We start from the raw sequence: 18,383 nt of genomic DNA on the forward strand, positions 1-18,383 counted from the left end.
CGGCTGCAGGAGGGTATGCGGTTTTTCGGAGATTCACCTTGGCAGCTCATAACGCCAGTATCTCGCATCAGATCATGCGTGTCACAAACGGTTAGCCTGCCCTTCATCACCAGGTGGGGTAGGTTATTCTTACCGAATTTGCCACTGTATGAGGTGACTGGTGTTCCGATAAAATGGATCACCTGATCTCCCGCCGAGACGCAGCCCTGGTGCCGATGAGGGTACACGCGACGCCGATGACGACCAGCAGAGCGGTATTCCACCCGGTTTCAGAGACATCGGTGCTGGTCGGGGTGTGGCTGAATACCGAGACATCGATAACCCAGTCCGGTGCGTTGAACACGGGCCCGAAGATCCAGATCAGTGCGCAGACGATGAGCGGAAGCCAGGCGAGTGTCGCGAACCTGGGACTTGCTCCAACCAGCAGTAGCGCGATTCCGGTCAACGTTGCCGCGGGGCCGATCTGGGTGAGGAAACTCACGGTGATCGCCGTCGCCGTCTCCCCGGCGTCGTCGGCACCCGGGATCCCCCCGATGAGACCTCCGACTGTTCCGAGTACCACGAGGAGGATCACCGTCACCCAGCTTGACCGGGCGATGGACCGGTGCGGGGCTCCACGGGAGACACCACATGATCGGATCAGGTCCACTGTGCGGTGGTTCTCCTCCGACCTGAGGTGGAGCGATGTCTGGATACCCGCTGCCCCGATCAGAATTCCGATCTGGGCCGCGCAGTAGGCGAAGAACGAAGGCACGATATCGCCGTTGCCGAAGATCGTCCCGACACGTTCGGCCAGCGCCGTCTGGTGCCCGTCGATGGTGAGAGAATCGATCACGGTCTGGAGGAGTGAACACAGCACCACCGCGAACACCACGACCGGGATCAGCCAACCGATCCTGGTGCCACGGTCGAGTACCCGGCGGAGTGCAACCAGGCTGTTCAGGCGGCGGGGCGCCTTCGGCTTGGGGTCTCCGAACGCGATCAGAGGCCTTCCGAACTCGCGGTGTTTCTCCACCGCCACGAGTCCGAGGCTGCACGAGAGACACAGGATCGCGAGGCCACCGAGGGCCGCCCAGTTGTTCGAGTCGTAGGGCGACGCAATCGCGCGCCAACCCAGTGGGCTGACCCAGTTGAGGTGCGGAACATCCCGACTGTCCGCCACCGCGCGGATGATGAATTGGACAGCGAGGGCTCCGAAGGCCGCACGGCGGAGGTTCGCGGAATCCCGGACGAAGAGTGTGCACGCGGCGGTCAGGAAAGCTGTTCCGAGGATGGACAGCAGGACGGTTGCGCCGAGAACCAGGGAGCCCTCCGGGGGAAGATCCCCGACAGCCGAGTTCGCGGCGATCATCACGGCGCTGGTGCCCGCGCCGAGGAGCAGACCGCTGATTGCTGCCGTGGTCAGGGCAGCCGCGGGTACGGATCCGGGGCGAAGGCCCGCCGCACGGATCAACTCACCGGCCCCGGCCTGTTCAGGTCCCCTGAAGAGGCCGGTCACGAGCAGTACCGTCATTACTCCGGCGAGCAGCGTGAGGAGCGCTCCACCCTCGAGCGACACCAGCTGCCCGAGTGAACCACTCTCGGGTGCCCGACCGTACATCGCCTCGATGACGGCATTGCCCCGGAAGGCATCGGCGGCGAGCTTCCTGGACGCCGGATCCGGGTACTGGTTGTTGTATCCGGGAGGCAGCGCGCCGATCAATCCCAGGAGCGGGATGATCCACAGCAGCAGAAAGCGGCGACGCAGCCAGAGATTGAATCTCGTCAGGGACAGTGTTTCGGTGATCATCGTTCCTCCGCGTAGTGGCTGAGGAAGATGTCCTCCAGTGATGCAGGCGTGCTCGTGATGTCGTGACCGCCGCTCTCGATGATCCGGTGGAGGAGTTCGGTGCTCTCCTCCCGGTCGACGGTCGCGGTCAAACGGGATCCCTCGACGGTCACCGCCGCGAGAGAACGGAAGGTATCGGGTACTCCCCCGTCGAACTGTGCGGAGACATGATGGGCCGAAATCTGTTTCAGGTCGTCGACCCGGCCCCTCAGTACCACCTTGCCTGATTTAATCACTGTGACGGAATCGCAGAGCTTCTCCACCTCGCTCATAATGTGGCTGCTGAGCAGTACGGTCGCTCCCCTCTGCGCCTCCTTGGTGAGTTGTTCCCCGAAAACCTGTTCCATCAGTGGATCGAGCCCGGATGTGGGCTCGTCGAGAATCAGGAGATCGGCGTCCGCTGACAGAGCGGCGACGAGGAGGATCTTACGCCGGTTGCCCGTGGAGTAGTCCCGGTTCCGGCGGTTGACATCGAGCTGGAAGGCCTCGATCAGCTCCTCCCGTCGCGCCTCATCCACACCTCCACCCCGCAGCTTGGCCAGAAAGTGGATCGTCTCCGCTCCGGTGAGCTGTGGCCACAGGGTCACCTCGGCGGGGACGTACGCCACGCGGCGGAGTACCCTCGGTTCTGATCGTGGATCGCTCCCGAGGACCTGGACTCTCCCGGAATCGGGGTGCAGCAGTCCGAGCAGGATTCTGATCGTGGTTGATTTTCCGGCGCCGTTGGGCCCGAGGAAACCGTGGACGCTCCCCTCCCCCACCTCCAGGGTGAGCTCGTCGAGGGCGCGGACGGTGCCGAACGTTTTGGAGAGGCTCTCACAGAGCAGTGGTTTCACGTGAAACTCCCTTGTTTATTGAGCGGTTCTGGTGTCAGTGCGGTCGGGGTCGGACGGGGTGATGTCTGCGATACGGGTACACAATCGATCGATCTGCGCCTCTACGTACCGTGCTTCGACCGGGTTTGGAAAGGCGAGGAAGATGAGCTGACGTATCGGCTTGCTCCGAAGAGCACGGAGATACCGAGAAATGGCGTTGATGATCAGACTGGTGCCGTTCTTTTGCAGGAGGTCGATGAAGTGATCAGCGGCGGTGTGGGCCGCTGCGGTGATCTCCGCGGGATCGAGTTCGTTGATTCGCGTGAACCGGTCGATATCCGCGCGAAACGTGACCAACGAGGATTCATCAATTTGTGCTGTCCAATCGAACAGCTCGCTGGGTATTACACTGCGAGGGAGGAGGAGCTGGGTGAGTTGCTTCTTTTTTCGGATGAGTGCGATGAAACGGTCATCGTCCACTCCTTCCGTCAGGCGGTCGCAGATGTTGTCGAGCTGGCTCGGCAGCGGAGGAATTAGGTCGAACTGGGATTCCGATGGTTCCCCGAGGCATCGGCCAGACAGTCCTGAGCGGAGATCCCGGAGGCGGTTCCGTTGGTTTTCCAGAGTCGCTATCTGCTGATTGATGGCGTCTTCCGTGGCCTGGAGTTCCCGTGCTACATCGATACCGTCATCCGCGATGAGGTTCTGGATTGACGCGAGCGACAGACCCGATCTGCGCAGGTGACGTATCCTCTCGACCCTGATGAGATGTTCGAGGCCGTAGTCCCGAATGCTAGCCCCTTCGGGTACGGGGAGCAGGCCTATCTGGTGGTAGTAGCGGATTGTCCGCACTGTTGTGTCGGTGTATTCGGCCAGCTCCTTCACTCTCATGGCTCAATGGAACACTGTGACGCTACGTCACTGTCAAGAGGCCGAGAACAATGTGATGAAGCAGGCAGCACGTTAGATGGCGGTGGAGCAGGATGAGCTAAAAGAAAGCCCCATGTTTCACGTGAAACATGGGGCCCTCGGTGCTGGGTCTATCGCCGCGTTGCGGCTTTCATGCCCGCCGTGAAATCACGCAGCTCCCCGAGGAGAGCCGAGAGGTTGTCGACGGTCCGGGTATCCGGGGAGGTACCCACGCAGTGGTTCTCGATGATCCGCGTGATCGCCGAACCGGAGATTGCGCCGGCTGCACCTGCGTCGATGGCAGCCCGGACATGATCGGGAGTGGAAATGCCGAAGCCCAACAGGGCGGGTGCTCCACCAAATCTGCGCAGGTTCGCGACGACATCAGCCAGCCCGTCGGTACTCGAGGCAGTTTCGGCTCCGGTCACACCCACGCGGGAGACTGCGTAGATGTATCCCCGGGAATGGGCCGCGACCCCGGCGAGTGTCCGCTCCGAAGCGTGGGGCGGGGCGATGAAGATTTGGTCTATTCCAGCAGCCTCCGCATCGGCGGAGAACGCCGCCCCCTCCCGGACGGGAACGTCAGGGATGAGCACCGAGTCGGCGCCGGCTTCCGCGACAGCGGCATAGAATTCGCGGCTACCCCGGGCGAAGGGGACATTGCCGTAAATGAGCAGGCCAATGGGGAGGTCGGGCCAGGTGTCACGTACACGACGGATGATGGAGAACGCGGTATCCACATCCACGCCGGCGTCCAACGCCCGGATGTGTGCTGCCTGGATCGTGGGACCATCGGCGACCGGGTCGGAGAACGGCACACCCAGTTCGAGGGCGTCCGCTCCCCCGTTGACGAGCGCACGGATGATCTCGAAGGAGGTCTCAGCGTCCGGATCGCCGAGCATAACGAAGGGGACGAAGGCTCCCTCTCCGGCGGCGGCGAGGCGCTGGAACAGTGCGGGATAGCGGCTCATCGGTTGTCCTCCATGACGAGTTCGGGGTGATCGGCGAGGGTACGGCGGACGTGATCGACATCCTTGTCCCCCCTGCCTGACAGTGAGACGAGAATTGTGATTTCTCGGCCATCCTCCTCGGCTACCGCGGCGCGCTTGAGGGCGTACGCGAGTGCGTGGGAGGATTCCAGGGCGGGAATGATCCCCTCGTAGCGGCTCAGCATCTGGAATGCTTCCAGAGCCTCGGCATCGGTGATGCCGACGTATGTGGCTCGGCCTGACTCGTGCAGATACGCGTGCTGGGGACCAACGCCGGGATAATCCAGCCCAGCGGAGATGGAGTAGCTCTCCTCGACCTGACCGTCCGAGGTACGCATGAGGTACGAGCGTGCGCCGTGGAGAATACCGATCTTCCCGGCGTGGATCGGCGCGCCGTGACGTCCTGAATTGAGGCCCTCCCCCGCCGGCTCCACGCCGACGAGTTCCACGGAGGGTTCATCGATGAAGTCGGCGAACATTCCGATGGCGTTCGATCCGCCGCCGACGCAGGCCGTCACCACGTCCGGCAGCCCGCCGGTCCGTTCGAGCATCTGGGCCTTCGCCTCGGTGGAGATGATCCGGTGAAACTCACGGACGATCGTCGGGAAAGGATGGGGCCCGGCGGCGGTCCCGAGCAGGTAATGCGACTCGTGGAACGTGGCGGTCCAGTCCCGCAATGCCTCGTTGACGGCGTCCTTGAGCGTGCCCGCCCCGGAAGTCACGGGAACGACCTTCGCGCCCATCAGCTCCATCCGGTAGACGTTGGGCTGCTGGCGTCGGACATCCTCGGCACCCATGTAGATGACGCACTCTAGACCGAGTAGGGCACATGCGAGTGCCGTGGCGGTGCCGTGCTGGCCCGCACCGGTTTCCGCGATGATGCGGGTCTTGCCCATCCGTTTGGCCAGGAGCGCCTGGCCGATGACCTGATTGGTCTTGTGGGCACCACCGTGCACGAGATCCTCTCGCTTCAGGAAGATCGTCGCCAGCCCGCGCCCCTTACCCGCCAGTGGCAGGTTCGAGCATTCCGTCAGCGGAGTGGGGCGGCCGAGATAGTCGCGGAGATAGTCGGCGAGTTCCGTCCGGAACCCGGGGTCGTCCATCGCGTCGACGAAGGCCTTCTCCAGTTGGTCGAGCGCCGGGATGAGGAGCTCGGGTACGTACTGTCCGCCGAACTGACCGAAATAGGCGGGCAGAATGGTCGCTCCCCCGGATGTGTCCGGAGTGGTCGAATCGTGATCGGGAGGGGTCATGACGCTACCGCCTGTTCGTTGTTGAAGGTTCGTATCATGGTGAATGCCTGCCCCAGTCGGGCGGTGTCCTTGTGGCCGGACCAGATAGCCGCATCCGGCCCGTATTCGAGTGCCGAATTCAGGTCGACTCCCGCGCAGCCGACGGTGAGGGCAGCGTTGAGATTTTCCACACCGATTCCCCCGGCAAGTAGTGAATGCTGCTTCACGGTCTCCGGGATCGTCGACCAGTCGAAGGATGTGCCGCTGCCCCCCGCACCGGAATCTAGGACGAATCGGTCGACGGGCGAGTCCCCGTCCACGAGTGCCGCGAGGGTGTCGGCAGCTCCGGGCGTCGACATGGAGAATGCACGCCACAGTTCCACGTGGGCGGGTAGCTCACCCCGGAGGCGTCGAACCAGTTCTGCTTCCTCTTCGACCGTACCGAGGGGGCAGTGGACCTGAACTGCTGCCACACCGTCGAGGCACAGGGCGTCGTAGCCCGAGCTGCGCCGACTGACCGCGACGTATTTCAAACCGGGTTCGGCCGCGATAATCGCGGATGCGGTGGCGGCGTCCAGCGCGCGAGGTGATGCCTCTTCGAAGATGAGACCACCGTAGACCGCACCGGCGGCCCGAGCGGCCTGGGCGGCACCCGGCGTCCTCAGGCCGCACACTTTATTGGGGCCGTAGACGAGCTCCCGCGCGGCGGCGTCGATGTCGGGTTGGCTGGTCAGTTGGGAGCCGACGAGGAACCCGTTGACATGCCGCCCTATACGACGGACGGTGGAGTTATCTCGGATTCCCGATTCAGCGATCAGGACGGCATTCTCCGGGGCGAGGGGCGCGAGTTCCGCGGAGCGGGAGAGATCGATGCTCAGATCGTGGAGGTTGCGGTGGTTGATCCCGATGATTCTCGCACCGAGGTAGCGGGCACGCCGCATCTCCTCCTCATCGACAACCTCGGTGAGGATATCGAGCCCGAGTCGGTGTGCTTCCTGCGCGAGGCGGGTGTAGGTCTCATCGTCGAGGACGGACAACATGAGGAGGATGGCGTCGGCCCCGAAATAGCGGGCTGCGTGGATCTGTACTTCGTCGATGATGAAGTCCTTGCACAGGACCGGCAGGTGCGTGGATAGCGCAACGGTGGCGAGGTGGTCGTAGTCACCGCCGAATCTGTCAGGCTCACAGAGAACGGAGATGCCTGAGGCGTAGCGGGAGTAGATCCGCGCGATGTCGCCGGGTTGGTAGTGCTCGCGGATGAGCCCGAGTGACGGCGAGGCGGACTTGCACTCCATGATGAAACGGTTTGCTCCCCTCCCCCGGCCCGATAAGTTGCCGCCGAGATTGGCGAAGAGACTGCGGGTTGAGCGGGGCAGTGTCGCCGGATCCACGTGGCTGATGCGGTGGCGGATGCCCTCGAGGTGCCCCCTGCGGGCGGTGACTATCCCCTCGAGGACCGTCGGCATCGAATGGGTGTCAGGCATAATCGGCCTCCTCGTGAGTCGCGAGCCAGGTCTCCACCGTCTTGTCGGCGAGAAGCTGCTTCGCCCTCGTCACACCGTCGGCGATGGTGTCCGTGTCACCGTTGAGGTAGAACAGCGCACCGGCGTTGACGGCGATCGCGTCTAGGTGAGCCTCGGGACCGGTGCCAGCAAAGGTGGCCCTGATGTGTCCCGCGTTTTCTTCGCCGTCACCCCCCACAAGATCCTCCAGCGGGTGCGTGCGAACCCCGAGGCCCTCTGGGGTGAGTTCGTGGGAGGTCACGGAGCCGTCGCGCAGCTCCCAGACGGTGGTGGGGCCGTGGACGGCGATCTCATCGGTCCCCGACCCGTGGACGACCAGCGCCCGGCTGCGGCCGAGCTCGCGCATCACCTCGATGATTGTGGGGCCGAGTTCGGGGCGTGCGATTCCCATCAGTTGGACGCGTGGTTTAGCCGGGTTGAGCAGTGGACCCAGAATGTTGAAGATCGTGGGAACCTTGAGTTCCTTCCGTACGGGCATGACGTGGGCGATCGCCGGGTGGTACGCCGGTGCGAAGAGGAAGGTGAAGTTGGAGGCCCGGAGTTGGCGCTCCGCGCGCTCGGGATCGAGGTCCAGGGGGATGTTCAGGGCCTCGAGAACGTCGGCGGAACCGGATCGCGAGCTGACGGAACGGTTACCATGTTTGACCATCGTCACTCCCCCGGCTGCGGCGACGAGAGCCGCGGCGGTCGAGATGTTGATGGTGTTTGCTCCGTCGCCTCCCGTACCGCAGGAATCCATGACGCCTTCTCCGCTGATGGGGAAGGGACGGGCCGCACTGATGAAGGCCTGAGCGGCTCCGGCGATGTCGGCGGCGGTCTCCCCGCGGGTGCGCAGAGTCGCCAGGAGTGCGGCGATCTGGGTGGCCGAGTAGGACCCGGTCGTCAGCGGATCGAAGACGGCACGTGCTTCTTCAACCGACGGCTCGCGGTTGTCCAGGTAGGCGGTGAGTAGCGTGCCGGGGTCAGTGTGCGTCATCGTTGATTCCTTCTCGGGTCTTGGTGAGCAGCGTCTCGACGCTGCGGGTGAGGATGTGGGGGCCGGAGGGACTGAGTACCGACTCGGGGTGGAACTGCAGCCCGAGGGCGGTCCCGTCGGTGGTTCGTGCGGCCATTGTGACCTCCCCGATCTCGGAGTCGCAGGTCGCCAGGGACACCATGCCCTCCGGGATCGTGGTGCAACCGAGCGAGTGGTACCGGGCGATCGGTACCTTGCGCCCGGTGACACCGGGGAGATCTGGGCCTGCGTCGACGGTGAGACCGTGGAACACGGGGCTCTCGAGACCCTCGTCCGTCAGGGTCATCAGGTCCGACGTGCCGTGGACCGGTCCGCATGGCTCAACCATTCCCCCGTGGTGGTCGAGCAGCGCCTGGAATCCGAGGCAGATCCCCAAGATCGGGATGCGGCCCAGGGTGCGGTCGATCAGTTCCATCATGGTGCCCGCGTCACGGGGGTGCCCGGGGCCCGGCGACAGACAGATGAGGTCTGGAGCGCTTTCGAGGACGGTGTCCACGGGAACCGAGTTCCGGTACACCGTGCACCGGAAGCCTGCGACGGCGAACGCATCGACCAGGTTGTAGACGAAGGAGTCCTGGTTGTCGATGAGGACGATGTGGGGTTGGTTGTCAGTCACCGGATTACCTCCAGGTTCGCGTCGGCGGCGATGGCGATGGCGTTGAGGACGGCGAACGCCTTGTGCAGTGATTCATCGGCTTCGGCCTGCGGCTTACTGTCACGGACGACCCCGGCCCCGGCCTGTACCACGGCCTGGCCGTCGCGGACGAAGGCCGACCGGATGACGATGCAGGTGTCCATGTCGCCGTTACCCCGCAGGTACCCCACGGCACCACCGTAGGAACCCCGCCTCTTTCCCTCGGTCTCCCTGAGGAGCTCCATGGCGCGCAGTTTCGGTGCCCCGGTCAATGTGCCCATGTTCATGCAGGCACGATATGCGTCGAGCGCGTCCAGTGTCGGGTCCAGATCTGCGGTCACGCGGCTCACCAGATGCATGACGCGGCTGTACCGGTCAACCTGGAGGAGATCGGCGACCCTGCGGGTGGCGGGTACAGCCACGCGGGCGAGGTCGTTTCGTGCGAGATCGACGAGCATGGTGTGCTCCGCGATCTCCTTGGCGTCGGTGCGAAGTTCGAGTTCAGCCCGGATATCGAGCTCGTCGTTGACGCTGCCGTCGGGGTTGAGCCCTCTCGGTCGGGTTCCGGCGATGGGGTACAGCTCGACCTGACGCGTGCTCGCGGTGAACTTGAGGTTCGATTCCGGGGATGCACCGAACAGCTCGTAGGACTCACCGTTGGCCCGGCCCCGGACGTAGAACATGTACGGGCTGGGGTTCGTTGCCCGCAGTGCCCGGTAGGCGGCGAAGGCGTCGGGACAGGGGGCGAGGAAGCTCCGCGCCGGGACCACCTGGTAGATGTCGCCGACCTCGATGTTCTTCTGCAGGCGGGCCACCTGGCCCCGGACCGTCGCGTCGTCCGTGTCCGCGGTGATGGTGAGGGTGTCGGTGGGATGGGCCGTGGGTACGTAGGCGTCGGCGTGGTCGGGTTCCGCGGTTGCGATCGCTTCCGCCAGCTCCGTGAGTTCGTGGGCGAGGCGGGCGGTCTCCGTCTCGCCCACACTGACGCCGACGAGTTCGGCGGTACCGGACTGGTGGTCGATGGTGAGGAGGACTTCGGCGACGAGGAACTGGTAGTCCGGGTAGGTGTTCTCACCGTCGGCGACCGCGGGGAGGTTCTCGAAGGTCTCGATGTAGTCGAAGGCGAAACCCCCGGCGATGAACGGCAGGGCACCTTCTTCATCGTGATACCCGGGGTCCTGCTGGAGGCGGCGCAACGGTTCGATCGTGGAAATCTCGGTGAGCCTGCGGCGTTCGTCGAGTTCGGTTCCTGGGGGGAAACAGAAGGAGACGTACCCCGCTCCCCCGTCGCTCGACAGATCTTCATCAACGAAGTCGGCCAATGTGCTCCGGAGACGTTTCACGTGAAACATTCCCGATTTAGTGAGGGGTTGCACGCTGACTGCATCTCCTTGGCAGGTGACGCGGACGGATCCCCGGAGAAGCGCAACCGAGGTGAGCCCTTGTTTGGAGCTGATGTCGGCACTCTCCAGAAGTACTGCATCGTCAGCGGATGTTCCCCCCAGAATGGCGAAGAGGGTTGAGGCGTTCTCGTGGTAGCGCACGGGTACGCGGTGAATGGCCGCCTTCATGGAGGGGGGTTGCTCCGGTGTGCTGTCGGCTCTGGTCTCGGTATCGGTCACCTCGAATTGCCTTCCTGTGTCGGTGGGATTGGTCGCCTCGATTGTGTGACCCCTGGTGTTGGGCTCCGGTGAGTACCGGCATGAAGAAAGGCCCGCCGCTTGGGGTTCAAGCGGGCGAGCCCTCGGTTGTCATACCTGCGACGATGTGTGAATACCGTCACCTACATTCCGCGGGCCGCCTCGCAGGCGCGCCACCACCACTGGGTGTGAGTGGATGCGGGAGTGTGGGACATGGGAGATAGTTTAGCACCGCGGGCAGCACCTCGCTCGCATATTTTTCTGCGTGGTTTGCAGTGAGATCTCGTTGATATGAGCGGATTGCCGGGGAGCTCTGACAGAAAATGGTTTTGACTGAAAAACTAGGGAGAGGGTATTTGGGGTAGGGCGGGGCCTGCCATGAATCACGTCGGTGACGAAAAAACAGGCACCGTTTTTTAATCACACTGATAGACTAAATGTGGAATACGGAACTACGAACTTCATCGGATTTCCGTCTCGGTCCGTGACGGGTCTAACCGCCACCCAGAAGAAAGGTGACCATAGTGGCAACGAGTGACTACAGAACAGTGCTGGAGGAAGCGGGCGTCACAAATCAGCGCATCATTGATTTCGTCGAAGATTGGGCAGCTATACTGCAGCCTGATTCCATCGAGGTGATTTCCGCGGAAGACGACCAGCGCCTGATTGACTCGGCGCTCGCAGACGGCGAAATTCAGCCCGCGGGCGAAGGACGTTACTACTCACGGTCCTACTACAAGGACACCGCACGGACCGAGGAGAAGACGGTCGTCGCCACCCATGATCCGGCGGACCGTGGCGAGTACAACAACTGGCGCGATGCCTCGGAGATCACCGCCGAGCAGAAGACGAAGATGGCTGGTGCGTACAAGGGTAAGACGATGTACGTCCTCCCCTATCTCATGAGTCCGAAGGATTCCCCTTTTGCTCCGTGGGCGGCAGGTGTTGAACTCACGGACAATCGGACGGTATGCCTCCACATGATCCGGATGGCTCGTGTGGGAATCGACTATCTCAGTGACCTTCAGGATCAGGACCACTTCGTGCGTGCCGTCCATGTCACCGGGGATCTGGAGAATCTTGGCCAGGGCACTGATGCTGACCAGCGTTGCTTCGCCACCGTCGCTGATGAGAGGACGATCCTGCACTATGGTTCCTCCTACGGTGGTAATGCGCTGCTCGGAAAAATCGCACACGGCTTGCGCCAGGCGTGCTACGACGGTTGGGCATCCGGTGAATTTCTCGCCGAGCAGTTCATGCTCATCGGTATCCATGACAAGGTAACCGGCGAGCATCGCTACATCTGCGGGGGTTTCCCATCCGCTTCAGGCAAGACCAATCTCGCGATGATGCTTCCGCCCGATGGTCTGGGTGACCGCTACGAGGTGTTCTTCTACGGGGACGACATCGTTTGGCTTCGTGTCGGTGTTGATGGTCGCCTCTACGGAATGAACCCAGAGTATGGTGCCTTTGGTGTTGCTCCGAACACGAACAGGAACACGAACCCGACGGCGATTGACGCGATTGCTGAGGGTACCGGCACGCTGTTCACCAACGTTGCGTACAACACGAGGACGCACCAGGTCTGGTGGGAGGGGATGACACCCGACTACCCCGAGGATCTTGACGGATGGTTGGACTGGAAGGGTGAGGCAATCGCCGACAGACCCGTGGAACGTCAGCGGTCGGATGCGAAGGGAGATGAGTGGGCGCATCCGAATTCCCGCTTCACCACAACTCTCGCAAATGTTCCTAATGTCGCACCGAACTACGAGGTACCCGGTGGGGTGCCTGTCGACGCCATCATCTTCGGTGGTCGGGTGCGGGACCGTGAGCCGTTGATCCGTGCGTTCCGTGATCCGGCTGAGGGAGTATATGACGGGCTCACACTCGGTGCTGAAGCCACCGCAGCAGCAGAGGGTAAGGCAGGTCAGTTGCGTTACGATCCGATGTCGATGCGTCCGTTCATGGCATACCCGGAGGGACGTTACGCGCAGCACTGGCTGGATGTTCTTGATAAGGCGAAGGAGGTTGGCGGAGAGAGTGCGTTGCCGGTGTTCGCCCACGTCAACTGGTTCCAGCGGGGTGATGACGGCCGTTACATGTGGCCGGGGTACCGGGATAATCTTCGCGCGTTGCTGTGGTTGCTCGACTACAAGGACGGTAAGGTCCAAGGAACAGAGACCCCGGTTGGGCTGATCCCGAAGGCGGAAGAATTGGACTTGACCGGATTCACCGGAAACCGGGATGATCTCGAGTCAATTCTTTCGATTGACCGGGATCTCTGGCTCCGTGAGATGGATTCACGCGCGGAACACCTGGGCCATTTCGAGGGGCTTCCGGAGCGGATCTGGGAAGCTCACCGCCGCGTGGAAAAGAACCTCAAGAATGCCGGGTAGTGGGCGATGTGAGGGTTCTGAATCGTACGGAATGATACAGAACCGGTAGCCTGAACAATGACCGGGAGGGATGTTTCACGTGAAACATCCCTCCCGGTCATTTCTGCTCCACTGAACGGTGGTGAGGTGACGCAAACGGGATTGCCGGTGAGGGTACAGGCGGGATTGTGGACATCCTTGACGACGGCTGCGGTCGCCAGATCATTGAACGGGGCTACTCCGATGATCCACATCTCTACATCATGGTGAGATGAGTCGCGTAGAAGAAGGTCGGGATAAGTTCGAGGGCACTCCCGCCGTGTATCCCCGGAACCTTTCAGTCCTCATATCGTGATTGCCTGTGTAAACGGCGTTTGTCGGCCCGGGGATGGTTACGTTTGCAGTCACAGGGTGAGAAGATGCAGCCCTTACTGATGGCCCAGAGCCCTATGGGGAGCGACCCGTTTTGAACGAGTTTGGCCCCGGTGTGGGAGATGAGCTTAGGATCCTCGGCTGTTGGTTTGATGAGTGGGATGGTTGTATCCCGTCCTGAAGGGGTAGGCCCAAACTCTAGGCCTAAGATCCCCTGGTAGGCGAAAAGGAGCGGAGCCCGGTCACGATCCCCGGCGCAGACTATTCGGTGGGTTGGTCGAGACCGGGGAACATCGGCCGGTGATCAGACGCTGAGTAGATCGCTCAGCGGCTGCGGGATGAGATGAGCCGGGATCGCTCGGTGCGGGAGCGGTGTTCTCCGGTGTGAAACGATAGATGCTGTCCTGGCCGGACTCGTCGCTACGACTCGACTTACCGACGACGAAGATATTTCCGCTCTCATCGAAAGGTGACGTCGTTCGGGAAGGAACCGGCTTCGAGGTTGGTGATCCTGTCATTGGTGGCCGGATCAATGACAGTCAGGGTCCCAGCCGTACGGTTTACCGCGTAGATCCTTTTCGAGGAGGGATCGTAGATGACGGACAGTGCCTGTGCGCCGGTGGCGATGTTTGCCTTGACCGTCGAATTCTTCAGGCTGTAAGCGATTACATTGTTGGTGAGCTGGCTGGCAATAGAGCGTCTCGGTGTCAGGATCAACGGCTACCGATGATTCCCGTGAAACCATATCCTCATCGAGTTCGTAAATGGTGGATTGACCGGTGCGGACATTAACCTTGACGGCCTTCGGTGCGCGGAGCGACACCGAGTAGAGGTCACCGTTTTCCTGGTTCATCTGTAAGCCCATGGCATTACCGAATCCCGGGGTCGGCAGGGAGTCTTCCTGCACCAGGGTCTCACTGTTGAACACCGCGATGGAGTCCGTTTCGGTAATGGGCGAGGATACGTAGGCCTTACCTGTGGACTGATCCACCACCACGGCGCGGGGATGGTTGACCGTCCCGGTGGGAACTACTTGACCAGACTCAGATCGGACGCACGGTAGACGGCTACCGAATTACCGATGGTGTTGGTCGTCCAGACCAGACCTCGCCTGTCATCGATTCCGACCCCGAATACCCTGGCGTCGATGTCGTCGGATGAGGCAGGGCGGATCTCATTGATGACCTCGAGAGTTGCCGGATCAACCTTCATCAGACCCGATGCCTTGTCTTCCGAGGAGAAATCAGTGCGGGAGACAAACAGTGCTTTCTCGGAGGTGCTGTATCGGTTCTGGTAGACACCTGCTGGGAGTGCCGCCTTTTCGACGGTGTACTTGTCAGTCCCGAAGAGTGCGTTGTCCGGTGTGATTGAGACATGTGACTCGTAGGTGCTTTCAACTCCGTCAATACTGTAGCTGATGCGGATGTTCTTGCCGAGGAGCGCCGAGTTGTTCGGGAATGACGAGATTTGCGATCATCGTGCGTAGATCCGTCCCGGATACCCCGGTCTGATCTGTGGCGAGAAGGTTACGGTCCCCGACACCGACAAAGGTGACTGTCGCGTTCTCGGGTAGGCCGGTGACGATGATGTCGGCGGTAGAGTTCAGAGCGGAGTTTTCGATTTTCTCGTTACCGGCTGTGGTGAGTTTTACCGCCGGATCAACGGAGACGGTCTGCTCGGCGTATGTGTCTCCCGCACTGACCACGACAGTATGGTCCACACCGGCGGTGATGAGACCGGGTGCGACCTTGAGTTCGCCTTGGGCGGATCCCTCGGAGTCCACGGTGATGGTCTCAGTGGTTCTACCGTGGCCGGTGTGCCACTGGGGGATGTCCATCGACGGTGGCCGACAGCGCACTCTCCGGCGCGAAGCCTTTTGCGGTGACCAGGATGTAGACGGCGCTTTTCGTGGCAGATAGCACTCACGGAGCGGACGTTACGGCGAGACGCGTTGTATCGGGGTCGTGGGTGTGGTTGATGTTGGCCCCACGGAGTACTTTTCGGGAGGTACTGTGCCGTGGGTAATGTGGCGCTGAAGAATTTTCTGTGTCATACAGAATAGGTCAATGGCCGACTTGTTCGGATGTTTTTGTGGTGCATCCGGACAAGTCGGCCATTGGTGATAACGCCTGCGGGTTAGTCCTGATCAATGGGGACGACGATGGGCCGACCCGAGTGTGGATCAGTGATGAGGTCACAAGGTAGTCCGTACACCTCTTGGATTAGTTCGGTGGTGACCACCTCGGAGACGGGCCCGGTGCCCACGATTTTCCCTTCATTCATCATGATGAGGTGCGTCGCGTACCGAAACGCGAGTGTTAGTTCGTGGAGAACCGCCACGACCGTCACTCCCTCCCGCTGGAGATTGCGGGCAAGGTTGAGAACCTCCACCTGATGAGTGATGTCAAGGTAGGTGGTGGGCTCATCGAGGAGGACGATGGGTGTCTCCTGTGCCAGAACCAGAGATATCCAGACACGTTGCCGTTGGCCACCCGAGAGTTCCGACACGAAGCGCTGGGCGAGAGCTGTGATGTTTGCCCTCTTCATCGCTTGTTCGACGGCTGCCTGATCCGCAGGTGACCATTGCCGGAAGACGCCTTGGTGCGGGTACCTGCCCCGCCCGACGAGATCCTCCACAACGATGCCATCAGGTGCTACCGGTGACTGTGGCAGTAGGCTGAGCTGGCGTGCGACCTCCTTGGGCGGGAGATCCCCGATGGATGTTCCGTCGAGTTCGACGATACCGGAAGATGTCGGCAGCATACGTGCCAATGCTCGGAGGAGAGTTGATTTTCCACATGCGTTGGGTCCGACGATGACTGTGAATTCGCCATCGGGAATAGCAACGCTAAGATTTTCCAGTACGACTTTACTGCCGTAGGCCACGGTGATGTTCTTGCCCTGAAGCCGTGCTCCAGGGGCGGGTAGGTGGTGATTATCAGTGGGATTCGGGCTGATGGGGGTCTGGTTCATGTGCGGTCCTTTCGCCACTCCCGTGAGAGCAGCCAGATCAGGTAGATACCTCCGAGAGATCCGGTGACTACTCCGACGGGTAGCTGGGTGGGGGCGAATAGGCGTTGGGAAATGACGTCGGAAGTCAGGACGAGGAAGGCACCCATGAGTGCAGCGCCTCCGAGACCGGGGCCACTGGTTTGAGTCAAGCGGCGGGCGAGCTGTGGGGCGGCTAGGGCGACGAATGCGATGGGGCCGGCGGCTGCCACCGTGACGGCGACGAGTGCCACCCCGAGGGCAATTAATTGTACCCGTCGGAGATCGACTCGGACTCCGAGACCGACGGCGAGGTCGGGGCCTGTGAGCATCACCCCCAGGGGGCGTGAGAGTAGTAATGATGAGGGGAGCAAAAGTGCAAGTACTGCCCCCAGTGTGATGGTTCCGCTCCAACTGGTTGCGTTGAACGAGCCTGCGAGCCACTGGGCGGCGGTCTGGGCGGCGGTCAGTGATGCCCGGACAACCAGGAGAGCGTTCACTCCCTGAAGAACGGCTGCGACACCGATGCCGATGAGCACGAACCGGGTGCCGGTGACGCCATTGCTCCGGGAAAGAAGGTAGACCGCAGCTCCCGTGGCGAATCCACCCAACATCGCTCCGGTACCGATGGCGAGTGGCCCGCCGTTGAAGATGATGATCTGTACGAGTGCGCCCGTAGCTGCTCCCACCGTGAACCCGGTGATGTCGGGACTACCCAGCGGGTTGGCGGTCAGGGCCTGGAAGATCGCACCTGATACACCCAATGCGGCACCGACGAGCATCGCCATGACGACGCGTGGGGCACGGAGATCGCGGACGAAGAACTGGGCTAGAGGGTCGTCACTGATTCCGAGCAGAGAACGGATAACCTGAAGCACTGAGATCGGATAGTCTCCGAGCATCAGGGCTATTATCGCGATAACGCAGGTGGCTATTGTGATAACTGAAGCTGCGAGAAATGCTCGACGTTCGATTCGTAGGGTCCACGAACCGCGATGCAGTAAGAGATGCCGGGGGTGCGGTTGACTGGATACTCTTTGACGGAACGGTGTTCGTCTGGTCATAGTGCCTCGATCCGACGACGGCGAACGATGGCGACGAAGAATGGGCCTCCGAGGATTGTTGTCACGATTCCGGTCTGTAGTTCCTGGGGGGCCACGATGATGCGGGCGATGATGTCTGCAGTCAGGAGTACCACCGGGGCGGACAGTGCAGAGAACGGTAGAACCCAACGCTGGTCCGGGCCGCAGATGAACCGGGCGATGTAGGGTACTCCCAACCCGATGAACATGATCGGGCCAACTGCTGCTGTCGCTGCGCCGGCGAGCAGCGTTACGGCAACCATGACCAGCGTCCGGACCCGTTCGACACGGACCCCAAGTGAACGTCCCTCCTCATCCCCCAACGCGAGTGCATTGAGACTCGGTGCGACGGCGAAGGCGATCAGGAGACCGAGAAATATGAAGCCGCCGACAGCGGTCAGGATGGGCCAGCCCCGCCCCTCGACGGAACCGGTGGCCCAGAACCGGAACTCGTTGAAGGCGTTTCGGTCGGAGAGAATCACAACCTGGACGATCGAGGACACAGCCATCGTGACGGCTACGCCAGCGAGGGCGAGTCGGACGGGAGTCGGAGCGGTTCGTCCCGCTCCACCGAGAATGTACACGACGATGGCGGCGGCGGCGGCACCCGCGAAAGCGAACCATAGATAGAACCAGATGCTCGTGACTCCAACCACGGCCACGGATACGACCACCGCGAGTGACGCTCCGGCATTCACTCCCAGTACCCCAGGGTCAGCCAGAGGGTTACGGGTCAGGGACTGCATGAGTGCTCCGGCGCTTCCGAGGGCGGCGGCCACGACGATTACCAGAATGGTCCGGGGGATCCGTTGTTCGTGGACGACCGTGGATTCGAAGCTCAGGTCTGGATGCACCAACAGATGAAGCACGTCGGTGAACGGAATCGGGTTTGACCCGATCATGAGCGACGAGATGATGAGGCTTAAGAGAAGAATCCCGGCAACCAGGAATCCGAGTTGGCGACGACTACGGTACATC

Annotated in this window: 16 protein-coding genes; 1 reads left to right on the forward strand and 15 read right to left on the reverse strand. The window is 61.8% G+C overall.

What is annotated here, in order from left to right; genetic code table 11:
- Positions 1 to 178: 178 nt before the first annotated feature.
- From QWU43_RS09665 to QWU43_RS09705, 9 genes are all read right to left on the reverse strand, one after another.
- Positions 179 to 1,789 carry a hypothetical protein gene (locus QWU43_RS09665; RefSeq protein WP_370917733.1) on the reverse strand — a complete coding sequence of 537 codons (1,611 nt, stop codon included), beginning with the start codon at positions 1,787 to 1,789 and terminating at the stop codon, positions 179 to 181.
- Positions 1,786 to 2,664 (reverse strand): ABC transporter ATP-binding protein, encoded by an 879-nt coding sequence (locus QWU43_RS09670; RefSeq protein WP_370917734.1) that lies wholly within the window; start codon positions 2,662 to 2,664, stop codon positions 1,786 to 1,788. Before QWU43_RS09670 ends, QWU43_RS09665 begins: the two co-directional genes overlap by 4 nt.
- Before the next feature lie 15 nt (positions 2,665 to 2,679).
- A complete protein-coding gene (locus QWU43_RS09675) occupies positions 2,680 to 3,534 on the reverse strand; it encodes a MerR family transcriptional regulator (RefSeq protein WP_370917735.1) in 855 nt (284 codons plus the stop codon).
- 149 nt (positions 3,535 to 3,683) lie between these two features.
- Entirely contained in the window at positions 3,684 to 4,523 is an 840-nt protein-coding gene (gene trpA / locus QWU43_RS09680; RefSeq protein ID WP_370917736.1) for a tryptophan synthase subunit alpha, read from the reverse strand.
- The gene (gene trpB, locus QWU43_RS09685) at positions 4,520 to 5,794 is read right to left on the reverse strand and encodes a tryptophan synthase subunit beta (RefSeq protein ID WP_370917737.1); all 1,275 of its coding nucleotides are present in this window, start codon (positions 5,792 to 5,794) and stop codon (positions 4,520 to 4,522) included. Before trpB ends, trpA begins: the two co-directional genes overlap by 4 nt.
- Positions 5,791 to 7,257, reverse strand: a complete 1,467-nt coding sequence (gene trpCF / locus QWU43_RS09690) for a bifunctional indole-3-glycerol-phosphate synthase TrpC/phosphoribosylanthranilate isomerase TrpF (RefSeq protein ID WP_370917738.1) — start codon at positions 7,255 to 7,257, stop codon at positions 5,791 to 5,793. The genes trpB and trpCF overlap by 4 nt, the downstream gene beginning before the upstream one ends.
- On the reverse strand, positions 7,250 to 8,272 hold the full coding sequence (trpD, locus tag QWU43_RS09695; protein ID WP_370917739.1) for an anthranilate phosphoribosyltransferase: 1,023 nt from the start codon (positions 8,270 to 8,272) through the stop codon (positions 7,250 to 7,252). Before trpD ends, trpCF begins: the two co-directional genes overlap by 8 nt.
- Entirely contained in the window at positions 8,259 to 8,927 is a 669-nt protein-coding gene (locus tag QWU43_RS09700; RefSeq protein ID WP_267174142.1) for an anthranilate synthase component II, read from the reverse strand. The genes trpD and QWU43_RS09700 overlap by 14 nt, the downstream gene beginning before the upstream one ends.
- Positions 8,924 to 10,516 carry an anthranilate synthase component 1 gene (locus tag QWU43_RS09705; RefSeq protein WP_370914929.1) on the reverse strand — a complete coding sequence of 531 codons (1,593 nt, stop codon included), beginning with the start codon at positions 10,514 to 10,516 and terminating at the stop codon, positions 8,924 to 8,926. Before QWU43_RS09705 ends, QWU43_RS09700 begins: the two co-directional genes overlap by 4 nt.
- A gap of 593 nt (positions 10,517 to 11,109) precedes the next feature.
- On the opposite strand from QWU43_RS09705, the gene QWU43_RS09710 reads away from it, so the two are divergent.
- Positions 11,110 to 12,984: a phosphoenolpyruvate carboxykinase (GTP) gene (locus QWU43_RS09710; protein WP_370914850.1), complete on the forward strand. Its 1,875-nt coding sequence runs from the start codon at positions 11,110 to 11,112 to the stop codon at positions 12,982 to 12,984.
- A gap of 810 nt (positions 12,985 to 13,794) precedes the next feature.
- On the opposite strand, the gene QWU43_RS09715 is transcribed toward QWU43_RS09710, so the two are convergent.
- The 6 genes from QWU43_RS09715 to QWU43_RS09740 all read right to left on the reverse strand — a co-directional run bounded on the left by QWU43_RS09715 (position 13,795) and on the right by QWU43_RS09740 (position 18,382).
- Entirely contained in the window at positions 13,795 to 14,052 is a 258-nt protein-coding gene (locus QWU43_RS09715; protein WP_370917740.1) for a YncE family protein, read from the reverse strand.
- A gap of 312 nt (positions 14,053 to 14,364) precedes the next feature.
- Complete coding sequence (locus QWU43_RS09720; protein WP_370917741.1) at positions 14,365 to 14,547, reverse strand: hypothetical protein; 183 nt, start codon at positions 14,545 to 14,547, stop codon at positions 14,365 to 14,367.
- 190 nt (positions 14,548 to 14,737) lie between these two features.
- Complete coding sequence (locus QWU43_RS09725; protein WP_370917742.1) at positions 14,738 to 15,172, reverse strand: hypothetical protein; 435 nt, start codon at positions 15,170 to 15,172, stop codon at positions 14,738 to 14,740.
- A gap of 299 nt (positions 15,173 to 15,471) precedes the next feature.
- The gene (locus QWU43_RS09730; RefSeq protein ID WP_370914853.1) at positions 15,472 to 16,308 is read right to left on the reverse strand and encodes an ABC transporter ATP-binding protein; all 837 of its coding nucleotides are present in this window, start codon (positions 16,306 to 16,308) and stop codon (positions 15,472 to 15,474) included.
- Complete coding sequence (locus QWU43_RS09735) at positions 16,305 to 17,387, reverse strand: FecCD family ABC transporter permease (RefSeq protein WP_370914854.1); 1,083 nt, start codon at positions 17,385 to 17,387, stop codon at positions 16,305 to 16,307. The genes QWU43_RS09730 and QWU43_RS09735 overlap by 4 nt, the downstream gene beginning before the upstream one ends.
- Entirely contained in the window at positions 17,384 to 18,382 is a 999-nt protein-coding gene (locus QWU43_RS09740; RefSeq protein ID WP_370914855.1) for a FecCD family ABC transporter permease, read from the reverse strand. Before QWU43_RS09740 ends, QWU43_RS09735 begins: the two co-directional genes overlap by 4 nt.
- Position 18,383: the final 1 nt, after the last annotated feature.

Source organism: Corynebacterium sp. CCM 9204 (assembly GCF_041357695.1).
Lineage (GTDB): Bacteria > Actinomycetota > Actinomycetes > Mycobacteriales > Mycobacteriaceae > Corynebacterium.

Bases quoted from the DNA above. Each gene is read 5' to 3' on its own strand.
- QWU43_RS09665 (WP_370917733.1), bottom strand. From the start codon at position 1,789: ATGATCACCGAAACACTGTCCCTGACGAGATTCAATCTCTGGCTGCGT.
- QWU43_RS09675 (WP_370917735.1), bottom strand. From the start codon at position 3,534: ATGAGAGTGAAGGAGCTGGCCGAATACACCGACACAACAGTGCGGACA.
- trpA (WP_370917736.1), bottom strand. From the start codon at position 4,523: ATGAGCCGCTATCCCGCACTGTTCCAGCGCCTCGCCGCCGCCGGAGAG.
- trpB (WP_370917737.1), bottom strand. From the start codon at position 5,794: ATGACCCCTCCCGATCACGATTCGACCACTCCGGACACATCCGGGGGA.
- trpCF (WP_370917738.1), bottom strand. From the start codon at position 7,257: ATGCCTGACACCCATTCGATGCCGACGGTCCTCGAGGGGATAGTCACC.
- trpD (WP_370917739.1), bottom strand. From the start codon at position 8,272: ATGACGCACACTGACCCCGGCACGCTACTCACCGCCTACCTGGACAAC.
- QWU43_RS09705 (WP_370914929.1), bottom strand. From the start codon at position 10,516: ATGAAGGCGGCCATTCACCGCGTACCCGTGCGCTACCACGAGAACGCC.
- QWU43_RS09720 (WP_370917741.1), bottom strand. From the start codon at position 14,547: ATGAAGGTTGATCCGGCAACTCTCGAGGTCATCAATGAGATCCGCCCT.
- QWU43_RS09725 (WP_370917742.1), bottom strand. From the start codon at position 15,172: ATGGACATCCCCCAGTGGCACACCGGCCACGGTAGAACCACTGAGACC.
- QWU43_RS09730 (WP_370914853.1), bottom strand. From the start codon at position 16,308: ATGAACCAGACCCCCATCAGCCCGAATCCCACTGATAATCACCACCTA.
- QWU43_RS09735 (WP_370914854.1), bottom strand. From the start codon at position 17,387: ATGACCAGACGAACACCGTTCCGTCAAAGAGTATCCAGTCAACCGCAC.
- QWU43_RS09740 (WP_370914855.1), bottom strand. From the start codon at position 18,382: ATGTACCGTAGTCGTCGCCAACTCGGATTCCTGGTTGCCGGGATTCTT.